Source organism: Enemella dayhoffiae, from assembly GCF_002250625.1.
Taxonomy (GTDB): Bacteria; Actinomycetota; Actinomycetes; order Propionibacteriales; family Propionibacteriaceae; genus Enemella; species Enemella dayhoffiae.
Genome location: NZ_NMVQ01000045.1, coordinates 147,224 through 158,395, shown reverse-complemented (window position 1 = coordinate 158,395; position 11,172 = coordinate 147,224). Strand labels below are relative to the sequence as shown.

The window sequence follows — 11,172 nt, the reverse complement described above, 5'->3', positions numbered from 1 at the left end:
GCCCAGGCCGCCGATGCGCGCAGCCAAGCCGCCGACGCGCGGGCCGAGTCGGCCGGGTTGCGGGCCCAGCTCGCGCAGACCGAGACCGCTGCGGCCCAGGTGCGCGGCGAGATCGCCGAGGCCAGGGCGGAGACCGCACAGGCCCAGGCGGAGGCGGCCGAGGTCGGCTCCCAGCTGGCGGCCGCCAAGGCCCAGCGCGACGCCGCGATCGAACGGGCGCAGCGACTCGCCGAGGACCGGGAGTCGCTGGCCAACCAGTTCAAGGTGCTCTCCGGGGAGACCCTGGAGCGCCAGGGCAAGGTGTCGGACGAGAAGACCCGCGCCATCATCGATCCGTTGACCGAGCTGATGGTGAAGTTCTCCGATCGGCTGGCCACCGTGGAGAAGGACCGCGTGGCGATGGCCACCGACCTGCGCAACCAGGTGCAGGCGGTGCAGGCGACCGGGGAGCACCTCCGGCGGGAGACCCACGCCCTGGCCACCGCCCTGCGCAAACCCCAGGTGCGCGGCGCCTGGGGTGAGCTGCAGCTGCGCCGGGTGGCGGAATACGCCGGGATGGTCGACCGCTGCGACTTCGACGAGCAGTCCACCACGACCACCACCGCAGACCGCACCATCCGGCCGGACATGCGGGTGAACCTGTCCGACGGCAAGTTCCTCTACGTCGACGCGAAGGTGCCGCTGAGCGCCTTCCTGGACGCCCACGAGACCGACGACGAACGGCTGCGGACCGAGAAGCTCACCCTGTTCGGGCGCAACGTGAAGGCGCACGTGGACCAGCTCTCCAAGAAGGAATACTGGAAGGCGGCCACCGGCTCGCCGGAGTTCGTGGTGATGTTCCTGCCCAACGAGCAGTTCCTCTTCTCCGCGCTCGAGCAGGTGCCCGACCTGCACGAGTACGCCGCGGCCCGTGACGTCGTGGTGGCCACCCCGAACACGCTGATCGCCATGCTGCGCGCGGTGGCGTACGGCTGGAAGCAGGCGGCGCTCGCCGAGTCGGCCGCCGAGGTGTTCGCGCTGGGCCGTGAGCTGCACGACCGGCTGTCCGCGATGGGTGGCCACCTGGACAAGGTCGGCCGCTCGCTCAAGGCCGCGGTGGGGGCGTACAACTCGACGGTCGGCTCGATGGAGGCGCGGGTGCTGGTCACCGCGCGGCGCTTCCGCGACCTGAGCGTCACCGACGCCGAGCTGGTCGCCCCGCAGAGCGTCGACGAGAACACCCGCGACATTGCCGCCCCCGAGCTGGTCGAGGACGCCGCCAAGGTGGAGCCGATGATCGGGCGGGGTTCGCGGCGCCGGCGCGGCCTGCCCGAGCAGTCCGAGCTCACCCGCTCCGAGCCCAACCTGCTCGACTGGGCGGACCCGCCCTCGGTCGAGCGCCGCGACAACGGCACCTGCTGACCAGGGGCCATCCAGCGAACCGCCTTGGCGCCATCCAGCGAACCGCCTTGGCGCCATCCAGCGAACCGTGTTGGCGCCATCCAGCGAACCGCCTTGGCGCCATCCAGCGAACCGTAGGGCTATCCAGCGAACCCCCGAGGGTTCGATGAGTGACAGGAAGGGTCGCTGGATGGCAGGGCTGGCCCGCTAGGCTGCCGCCGTGGCCGAGATCGAACTGGATGCCGTGGAACAGCGGGTGCTGGGTTCCCTGCTGGAGAAGCAGAAGACGGTGCCCGCCTCCTATCCGCTGTCGCTGAACGGGCTGCGCACCGCGTGCAACCAGACCTCGAGCCGGGAGCCGGTCACCGACTATTCCGACCAGCAGCTCGACCAGTGCCTGCGCGGGCTCAAGGACCGCGAGCTGGTCCGCTTCGTCTGGGCGGGCAAGGGCTCTCGGGCCCTGAAGTACCACCAGCGCCTCGACGAACAGCTCGACCTGGCCGACGACGAGCGCGCACTGATCACCGTGCTGCTGCTCCGCGGGCCCCAGTCCGCGGGCGCACTGAAAACCCGAACCGAACGCCTCTTCCCCTTCTCTGACAAGGAATCCGTCGAGGAGTGCCTGCGCCGGCTCGCCGCCCGCGACCAGCCGCTCACCCTCGAGACCGGGCGTACCGCCGGACAGCACGACCCGCGTTGGATCCACCTCCTCGGCACCGTCGCCGGCGCGGCCGAACCCACAGCCCCCGCACCGACCGTCGATCGGGAGCAGCTCCTCGAGCACGGCAGCCAGGCCCGCAACGAGCGCGTCGTGAGCGCCTACGACTCCGTCGCCGAGGCGTACGCCGACCGGCAGACCGCAGCCCTCGACCGACTGCCCTTCGACCGCTGGCTGCTGGAACGGGTCGCCGCCAGCACCAGCGGACCGGTCGCCGACGTCGGCTGCGGACCGGGCGGTACCACCGCGCTGCTCGCCGCATCCGGGGCCGACGTGACCGGCTTTGATCTCTCGCCCGCCATGATCGAGACCGCCCGGGCCGCGCACCCCGAGCTGCGGTTCGAGGTCGGCGACCTGACCCGGCTCCTCCGCCCACCGGCCGCCGCGGCCTGGGGTGCCATCACCGCCTGGCAGTCGCTGGTGCACCTGGCTCCCTCCGAACTCTCCCCCACCCTGGGTTCGCTGGCTCGCGTGCTGGCCCCCGGTGGCTGGCTCGCGATCGCCATCCACGTGGGGGACGAGGTACGCCGGTTCGACACGCTGTGGGAGCAACCGTTCGAGGTCGAGCTGGTGCTGCACGACCCGGACACGGTTCGGCGGGCGGTCACCGAGTCCGGCCTGGAGATCCTTGAGTGGTACCTGCGCGGGCCGCTGCCCGACGAGGCGGACACCAACCTCTATCTGCTCGCCCGCCGCCCCACGAACCGGTGACCGGCGTGCCCGATCCCGCGGTCACCGCCGCCCACGTCACCGCCGCCGACATCGCCGTGGCCAGCGAGCGGTTGCGCGGGGTGGTCAGCGAGACCCCGCTGCAGCTCAACGAACGGCTCTCCACCGCGACCGGCGCCAACGTCTGGCTCAAACGGGAAGACCTGCAGCCGGTGCGCTCCTACAAGCTGCGCGGGGCGTACAACCTGATCAGCCAGCTCTCCGCGGCCGAGCGCGCCGCCGGGGTGATCTGCGCCTCGGCCGGCAACCACGGCCAGGGGGTGGCGTACGCCTGCGCGCGGCTACGGATCCGCGCGCGGATCTTCGTGCCATCCACCACCCCACGACAGAAACGCGACCGGATGCGGCAGCTCGGCGGGGCGTACGTCGAGCTCGTCGTCACCGGCGACACCTACGACGAGGCCGCGCAGGCGGCGTACGCCGAGGCCTGGGAGTCGGGTGCGACGATGGTGCCCGCCTTCGACGACGCGCGCACCATCGCCGGGCAGGGCACGTTGGCCGCCGAGGTCGTCAATCAGCTCGGGCACGCCCCCGACGTGCTGGTGGTACCGGTCGGCGGTGGCGGGATGCTCGCGGGTTGTCTGACCTGGTTCGCCGCGCACCACTCGAGCACCCGCGTGGTCGCGGTCGAACCGGCCGGCGCCGCCTGTCTCGGCGCCGCGGTCGCGGCCGGCGAACCGGTCACCCTGGAGCGGATCGACACCTTCGTCGACGGCGCCGCGGTGCGCCGGGCCGGTGACCTGACCACCGGCATCGCGCTGGCCCACCACCCCGAACTGCTCACGGTCGACGAGGGGCAGATCTGTCACGAGATGTTGGCGCTCTATCAGGTCGACGGGATCATCGCCGAGCCCGCGGGCGCCGTTGCGGCGTCGGTGCTGGGCCGTCAGCTCACCGTCGGGGCCGACCAGAGCGTCGTGGTGATCGTCTCCGGCGGCAACAACGACGTGTCCCGCTATTCGGAGATCGTGGAGCGTTCGCTGGTCTGGGAGGGCCGCAAGCACTATTTCCTGGTGAACTTTCCGCAGGAACCGGGGGCGCTGCGCCGCTTTCTCGATGAGGTGCTCGGGCCCGACGACGACATCGCGCTGTTCGAGTATGTGAAGCGGTCAAACCGCGAGACCGGCCCGGCCCTGGTCGGCATCGAGCTCGGCAGCCCCGAGGACCTGCCGGGCCTGCTGGAGCGGATGGACACCTCTGCGATGCAGGTGGAACAGGTCGACCCGAACTCCCCGTTCTATCGCTTCTTGGTCTGACACCCCCGCACTTTGTCAGTTGTCATGCCCGGTTGTGAGGGCGACACACCTCGGCCGTGGGGCGGCGCAACCGTGGATAACCACTGACCAAGTTGGGCGGGATCAAGCGTGATCCGGGTCGGGAAGTCCGCATGACCACTGACAAACTCGGTGGGGTCAGTCGATGGGGTCGGGGAGGATCTCGATGGCGTACGCCACGTCGATCGACTCGCCGGTGACCGGGTCGGCGAGCTCGACCCGCCAGCGGTCGGCGAACTGGTCCACACCCTCCTTCATCAGCACGGTGCCCGACATGAGCACCGTCCCGGGCTCGGCCAGCCCGCGCTCACCCAGCACCCCGAGCCAATGGTCCGGCGTCAGCAGCGCGCCACAGGTGGAGTCGGAGATCAACTGCTCCTCCCCGCCGTCGTGGGTGACCCACGCCTTGAGGGTGATCTGGTCCAGGTGGTCGCGGACGTCGTCGAGGCGCCAGGCGCGGGTCGACAGCACGTCCGGACTGGCGTTCTTGGACCAGGCCACGCCGTGCACCTCGAGCGCGCGGTCGGTGTGGTCGCAGGCCGCGGTGAGCAGCACCTCGCCTCCGTCGGCGATGACCAGCGCCCACTCGGCCTCGCCGGAGGTCTTCGCGTGCTGCACCTCGACCACGTCCACCTGCTGGGCGAGATAGGTGGAGATCGGATACATGGTCGGCACCGTGCTCGGCCCCGGCACGCCCAGCTCGGCCAGCTCGTCGATGTGCGCCCGCACCTCCTCGGTGTTCCGCCCGGCATAGCCGGCGTTGAGCGTACGCCGGACCGCCACCTCGCGGGTGGAACCGTCCGGCAGGGAGAAGCTGAGCGTGGTCACCGAAACCTCCGAGTTGTGTAACGGGCAGATGAAACTCGGCGGAAGATCTGTTCAACCCCCGCCTCCGTGCCTAATGTATACAATCACGCGCCACCGGGGCAGCCCACCGGCCTGCCCGAACCGGCCACCAGCCGAAGGAGTCACCCATGACCCACAGCTCGACCGCGGTCCAACCACAGACGGCCGAGGAGCGGAAGAACCTGCGCAAGGCGTTCGTCGCCAGCCTTTCCGGCACCTCCCTGGAGTGGTATGACTTCGCCCTGTTCGGTGCCGTCACCGGGACGGTGTTCAGCAAGCTCTTCTTCGACGGCTCCGACCCGGCGATGGACACCATCAAGGCCTTCCTCACCTACGGTGCCGGCTATGTGGCCCGGCCGATCGGCGGCATCTTCTTCGGTCGGCTCGGTGACGTGATCGGCCGCAAGAAGGTCCTGGTGTGGACCCTGCTGCTGATCGGCGTGGCCACCTTCGCGATCGGCATCCTGCCCACCTACGGGACCGTCGGCGTACTCGCCCCGATCCTCCTGGTGCTGATGCGGTTCCTGCAGGGCGTCGGCGTCGGTGGCGAGTGGGGCGGCGCGGTGCTGCTCTCCAGCGAGTTCGCCCGACCCGGCACCCGCGGACTGTGGGCCTCCGCCGCGCAGACCGGCGTACCCCTCGGGTCGGTCGCCGCCAACCTGCTGCTGATCATCATGACCGCCTCGATGTCGCCCGAAGCCTTCCTGTCCTGGGGTTGGCGGGTCGCCTTCTGCCTCTCGCTGGTGCTGGTCGCGTTCGGCCTGTGGATCCGGCACAAGCTCGAGGAGACACCGGTCTTCCAGAAGCTGGTCGAACAGGGCGAGCCGCCCAAGGCGCCGGTCACCGAGGTGCTCACCAAGCAGACCCGGGCCCTGTTCGGCGCGATCTTCACCCGCTTCGGCCCGGACGTGCTCTACGCGTTCTTCGCGGTCTATGTGATCACCTGGTTGCAGACCGGCCCGAACAAGCTGACCAACACCCAGGCGCTCACCTGCACGATGACCGCCGGCGCGCTGCAGATCGTCACGATGCCGTTCGCCGGCTGGCTGTCGGACCGGATCAACCGGCGGATGATCTATGGTGTGGCCGCCGTGCTCGGCGCGATCTGGGCGTTCGTGTTCATCGCGATGCAGACCACCCGCAGCTTCCCGCTCGCCATCTTCGGCGTGGTGGTCGGCCTGCTCTGCCACTCGTTCATGTACGCCCCGCAGGCCGCCCACATCGCAGAGCAGTTCCACGCCCGGTTGCGCTACACCGGATCGTCGCTGGCGTACACCTTCGCCGGCATCTTCGCCGGTGGTCTGGCGCCGACGATGTTCGCCCTGTTCATCAAGCAGTACAACAATTCCTGGTACATCGCGATGTACATCGCCGTCGCCTGCGTGATAACCATCATCGGCCTGCTCATGGGCAGAGCAGTGGTGGACGAGGCCGACGAGGCGCTCAACGAGGGTCGGGGCTGAGCGCGCCGTCGCTGCGTTCCCGGACCAGGCCGTGGGTGATCGTGAGGTGATCGATGATGGCAGCGTGGGCCGCGGCCTGGTCGCCGGCGATCAGCGCGTCCAGGATCGCCTGGTGCTCGTCGTCCACCTCGGCCATCCGGCGCGGATGCCAGAGCACGGCCTCGATCCCGACCAGCATCTGCCGGGCTCGCAGCTTGGCATACTGGGTGGAGAACAGCCCGTTGCCGGCGGCGTCGACGAGTGCCTGGTGGAAGTCCCGGTCGAGGGTGATGAACTCCTTGAAGGCGCCGGCGTCGTCCGGGTCGAGTTCCTGCTGTCGGGAAAGCAGCTCCCCCATTCGGCGTACCGGGACGCAACTTTCGGCGATCGTCACGGTCGCCGCATGGCACTCGACCACCCGGCGCACCTCGAACAGGTCGGCCACCTCCCGCGGACCCATCCGGGGGAGGTACGCCCCCCGCTGCGGGATCAGCTCCACCAGGTCGTCGGCCACCAGCAGCAACAGCGCCTCGCGCACCGGCGTCCGGGACACCCCGATCTCGCTGGCCAGCTCCTGCTCGTTGAGGAACGTGCCCTGCCGGGTGTGGTCGGTGAGAATGTTGTCGCGGATGAACTCGTACGCCCTCAGCCGACCCGTGGTCGGTGCGGCCTCGGAGTTCTGCATGACTCAGATATACACCGTCGGGGGCCCTGCCCCCCACGTCCAGACACGTCTCACCCCACCCAGACACCCTCACCCCACAAGGAAAGGACTCCATCATGAAGGTTGCCATCGCCCAGATCTGTTCCAGCCGTGAGGTCGCCGACAACCTGCGCCTGGTCGCCGAGCAGGCGCAGGCCGCGGCCGACCAGGGAGCCGAGCTGGTCGTCTTCCCCGAGGCGACCATGCGCGCCTTCGGCCACAACCTGACCGAGATCGCCGAGCCGATCGACGGTGAGTTCGGGCAGGCCGTCTCCAGGATCGCCAACGATGCTGGAATCGCCGTCCTGGTGGGGATGTTCACCCCTGGTCACCCTTCGGCAGGCTCCGGAGACAAGGTGCGCAACACCCTGCTCGTCGCCGGCCCGGACGGGCAACGCACCAGCTATGACAAGATCCACCTCTATGACGCGTTCGGCTTCGCCGAGTCGGACACCGTGGATGCCGGCGCCGAACAGGTGCGGATCAGCGTCGGGGAGGCCACCGTCGGGCTCTCGATCTGTTATGACGTGCGCTTTCCGCAGCTCTACATCAACCACGCCCGCGAGGGTGCCCAGGTGCTCGTGGTCAGCGCCTCCTGGGGTGCCGGGGACGGCAAGATCGAGCAGTGGCAGCTGGTCACCCGGGCCCGGGCGGTGGACGCCACCGCGTTCGTGCTCGCCTGCGGTCAGGCGGATCCGGCGGCGGCCGGAGTGGACGCCAAGCAGGGCGCCCCGACCGGGGTCGGGCATTCCCAGGTGGTCTCCCCGCTCGGCCAGGTGATCGCCGAGGCCGGCGCGGCCCCCGAACTGCTCGTCGTCGACCTCGACCTGGGCCAGGTGGAGCAGGCCCGCAGGAGCCTGCCGGTGCTCGCCAACGCCCGCCTCAGCTGACCGCCTCGACCAACCCGGCCACCGACCGCGCATCGGGACGCGGCTTGGACCGCCCCAACACCGCACGGGACAATGGGGCGACATGAGCACCCGGCGGGCACGGCTGATCTGGGCGGTGGCGGTGGTGGCGTACGCCATCGCCGTGCTGCACCGCACCTCGCTGGGCGTCGCGGCACCGCAGGCGGTGCACCACTTCGGCATCCATGCCGGGGTGCTGTCGATCTTCGTGGTGCTGCAGGTCGCGGTCTACACCGCCAGCCAGATCCCGGTCGGCCTGGCCCTGGACCGGACCGGCCCACGCACCATGATCACCATCGGTGCGGTGCTGATGGCGACGGGCCAACTGGTGATGGCGCTCTCCGGTTCGCTGCCGATCGCGTTCGCCGCGCGGGTGCTGGTCGGTGCGGGGGATGCGGCCACGTTCGTCTCGGCCGTCCGGCTGCTGCCGTCGTGGTTCCCCGCCGGCCGGATCCCGCTGCTCACCCAGCTGACCGGGGCGCTGGGCCAGACCGGACAGATCCTCAGCGCGGTGCCGCTGGTCTGGCTGCTCGGCAACCTGGGCTGGCGTACCGGCTTCCTCGCCTGTGCGAGCGCCGGACTGTTCGCGGCGGTCTCCTGCTGGATCCTGCTGCGGGACAGTCCCCAAGGGCGGGTACGCCGCACCGACACCGGACCGGAGAGCTTCCTGCGCCAACTGCAGGCCGTCGTCACCCAGCCCGGCACCTGGCTCGGGTTCTTCTCCCACTACACGACCTGCTTCGCCCCGATGACGTTCGCGCTGATGTGGGGATTCCCGTTCCTGGTGCAGGGCGAGAGCCGCTCCCCCGCGGTCGCCGGCGGGTTGCTCACGGTCTTCGTGATCGGCAGCATCGTCACCGGTCCGGTGGTCGGCCAACTCACCCGGGCCCATCCGCTGCGCCGCAGCAACCTGGTCCTGGCGGCGTCGATGGCGGGGCTGGTGCCGTGGGTGCTGGTGCTGCTGTGGCCGGGACCGGCGCCCACCTGGCTGCTGCTGATCCTGGTGATCGGGTTGTCCATCGGCGGGCCGGGGTCGGCGATCGGGTTCGACTTCGCGCGCACCGCCAATGACCGTGGCCGGCTCGGCACGGCGACGGCGGTGGTGATCATGGGCGGCTTCCTCGGCGCGCTGGTGGCGGTGCTGCTGATCGGCGCGGTCCTGGACGGGCTCAACCCCGGCGGCGGCTATGGCCTGCACGACTATCGCTGGGCGATGGCGGCGCAGGTGCCGATGTATGTGATCGGGCTGGTCGGCATCTATTCCAGCCGACACCGGACCCGGGCGCAGATGGCCGCCGAGGGACTCTTCGTGCCGACCTGGGCCGAGGCGCTGCGCCGCGAATATCGCCGCCTGCGTCGTTGACTGAGCCGCGGCGCTGAATCAGCCGCGCCCGGCGAAAGGCATGCCCGCCGCCATCACCATCAGCTCGGGCACCGCCACCTCGAACGGCAGCTCGCTCACGTCGGCCACCAGGCGGGCCACGTGCACCGGGTCGAAGGTGGGTTCGGGGCGCCGCTGACCGTCTGGCTGCAGTGCCTCGGCGAAGCCGCCGGTCATCGCCGTCGCCGCGTTGCCGATGTCCAGCCGGGTGGCGGTGATGTTGTCGGCCCGACCGTCCAGGGTGATCGAGCGGGTGAGCCCGGTGATCGCGTGCTTGGTGGTGGTGTACGCCACCGAGCGCGGCCTGGGCACGTGCGCGGAAATCGAAGCGTTGTTGATGATCCGGCCACCACCGGTACGCCGCATCAGGCGTACCGCGGCGCCTGTGCAGAACACCGGACCGGACACGTTCACCCGCCACACCTCGTCCCAGTCGGCGGCCGAAAGCTCGTCCACCGGGGCGCTCGGGCCGAAGGCGCCGGCGTTGTTGAACAGCACGTCGCAGCGCCCGTACGCCTCGTCGACGCGGGCGAACAGGGTCGCGACCTGGCTCTGGTCGGTGACATCGGTGGGCACGCACCGGGAGGAACCAGAATCAGCCGACGCCACCGTCTCCTCGAGCGCCGCGGCCCGCCTGCCCGCCACCACGACGGTGTGCCCGCGGGACAACAACTCCCGGGCGACGGTACGCCCGATCCCGGACCCGCCACCGGTCACCACGACCACCCGCGGCTCGCTCATCGGTTCAGCTTCGCGACCGGGCGCCGACCGCCTTGCGCAGCTCCGGCGGCAGCGCGAAGACCAGGCTCTCCTCGGTGAGCCGCTCCTCGACCGCCCGCGGAAATCCCTTCTGCTCAAGGAGTTCCAGCACCCCCTGCACCAGCACGTCGGGAACCGAGGCGCCGGAGGTGACCCCGACCGAGGACACGCCGTCCAGCCACTCGTCGGCGATCTCGGCGGCCGAGTCGACGCGATGGGCGGCGCCGGCGCCGGCCTCCAGCGCGACCTCGACCAGGCGTACCGAATTGGAGGAGTTGGCGGAACCCACGACGATCACCAGGTCGGAGTGGCCGGCGATCTGCTTGACCGCGGCCTGCCGGTTGCTGGTGGCGTAGCAGATGTCGTCGCTCGGCGGGTCGATCAGGTTCGGGAACTTCTCGCGCAGCCGGCGTACCGTCGCCATCGTCTCGTCCACGCTCAACGTGGTCTGCGAGAGCCACGCCACCTTGTCCGGGTCGCGCACCTCGACCCCGTCGACGTCGTCGGGCGACTCGACCAGGATGATGTTCTCCGGCGCCTCGCCGGAGGTGCCCTCCACCTCCTCGTGACCGGCGTGCCCGATCAGCAGGATCTGCAGGTCGTCGCGGGCGAACCGCTTGGCCTCGTGGTGCACCTTGGTCACCAGCGGGCAGGTCGCGTCGATGGTCTGCAACTGCCGGGTCCTCGCCTCGGCGTGCACCATCGGTGACACCCCGTGGGCGGAGAAGACGGTGATCGACCCCTCGGGCACCTCGTCCAGTTCGTCGACGAAGATGGCGCCACTGGCCTCCAGCGTCTCCACGACGTGCTTGTTGTGCACGATCTGCTTGCGGACATAGACGGGCGGGCCATAGTGCGCCAGCGCCTTCTCCACGGTCACCACGGCGCGGTCGACTCCCGCGCAATAGCCACGGGGCGCCGCCACGACGACACGCTTCTCGGTCTGCTCGCTCATGGGGCACAGTCTAGGTGGCTCGGTCTGCTCAAGCCCCCACGCGGGGGCCCGGCGGACCCGACCGGTGTCGGTGACCT

10 protein-coding genes are annotated in these 11,172 nt (G+C 70.1%); 6 read left to right on the top strand and 4 right to left on the bottom strand.

Annotated elements, in window-relative coordinates; translation table 11 throughout:
* The 3 genes from rmuC to ilvA form a co-directional block, all read left to right on the top strand.
* Positions 1 to 1,401: DNA recombination protein RmuC (gene rmuC, locus CGZ93_RS16545; RefSeq protein WP_324252453.1), on the top strand; the 1,401-nt coding region annotated here is incomplete at its 5' end.
* A 199-nt stretch (positions 1,402 to 1,600) separates the two neighbouring features.
* A complete protein-coding gene (locus tag CGZ93_RS16540; RefSeq protein ID WP_229117534.1) occupies positions 1,601 to 2,809 on the top strand; it encodes a DUF480 domain-containing protein in 1,209 nt (402 codons plus the stop codon).
* Between the two features lie 5 nt (positions 2,810 to 2,814).
* Positions 2,815 to 4,083, top strand: a complete 1,269-nt coding sequence (ilvA, locus tag CGZ93_RS16535) for a threonine ammonia-lyase IlvA (RefSeq protein ID WP_094365258.1) — start codon at positions 2,815 to 2,817, stop codon at positions 4,081 to 4,083.
* A gap of 156 nt (positions 4,084 to 4,239) precedes the next feature.
* Here the strand turns inward: ilvA and CGZ93_RS16530 are convergent, their stop codons facing one another.
* Positions 4,240 to 4,929 carry a DUF2848 domain-containing protein gene (locus tag CGZ93_RS16530; protein ID WP_094365237.1) on the bottom strand — a complete coding sequence of 230 codons (690 nt, stop codon included), beginning with the start codon at positions 4,927 to 4,929 and terminating at the stop codon, positions 4,240 to 4,242.
* A 146-nt stretch (positions 4,930 to 5,075) separates the two neighbouring features.
* Here CGZ93_RS16530 and CGZ93_RS16525 point away from each other — a divergent pair, with 146 nt between their 5' ends.
* Positions 5,076 to 6,410, top strand: coding sequence for an MFS transporter (locus tag CGZ93_RS16525; RefSeq protein ID WP_094365236.1), 1,335 nt, complete (start codon positions 5,076 to 5,078; stop codon positions 6,408 to 6,410).
* Here the strand turns inward: CGZ93_RS16525 and CGZ93_RS16520 are convergent.
* Positions 6,391 to 7,074: a GntR family transcriptional regulator gene (locus tag CGZ93_RS16520; protein ID WP_094365235.1), complete on the bottom strand. Its 684-nt coding sequence runs from the start codon at positions 7,072 to 7,074 to the stop codon at positions 6,391 to 6,393. The two genes, CGZ93_RS16525 and CGZ93_RS16520, sit on opposite strands and share 20 nt — an antisense overlap.
* 95 nt (positions 7,075 to 7,169) lie before the next feature.
* Between CGZ93_RS16520 and CGZ93_RS16515 the strand changes: the two genes are divergently transcribed.
* Positions 7,170 to 7,982 carry a carbon-nitrogen hydrolase family protein gene (locus CGZ93_RS16515; RefSeq protein WP_094365234.1) on the top strand — a complete coding sequence of 271 codons (813 nt, stop codon included), beginning with the start codon at positions 7,170 to 7,172 and terminating at the stop codon, positions 7,980 to 7,982.
* An 82-nt stretch (positions 7,983 to 8,064) separates the two neighbouring features.
* The gene (locus CGZ93_RS16510) at positions 8,065 to 9,363 is read left to right on the top strand and encodes an MFS transporter (protein ID WP_094365233.1); all 1,299 of its coding nucleotides are present in this window, start codon (positions 8,065 to 8,067) and stop codon (positions 9,361 to 9,363) included.
* An 18-nt stretch (positions 9,364 to 9,381) separates the two neighbouring features.
* On the opposite strand, the gene CGZ93_RS16505 is transcribed toward CGZ93_RS16510, so the two are convergent.
* Positions 9,382 to 10,122 (bottom strand): SDR family oxidoreductase, encoded by a 741-nt coding sequence (locus CGZ93_RS16505; RefSeq protein WP_094365232.1) that lies wholly within the window; start codon positions 10,120 to 10,122, stop codon positions 9,382 to 9,384.
* Between the two features lie 4 nt (positions 10,123 to 10,126).
* The gene (locus tag CGZ93_RS16500; protein ID WP_094365231.1) at positions 10,127 to 11,095 is read right to left on the bottom strand and encodes a 4-hydroxy-3-methylbut-2-enyl diphosphate reductase; all 969 of its coding nucleotides are present in this window, start codon (positions 11,093 to 11,095) and stop codon (positions 10,127 to 10,129) included.
* Positions 11,096 to 11,172: the final 77 nt, after the last annotated feature.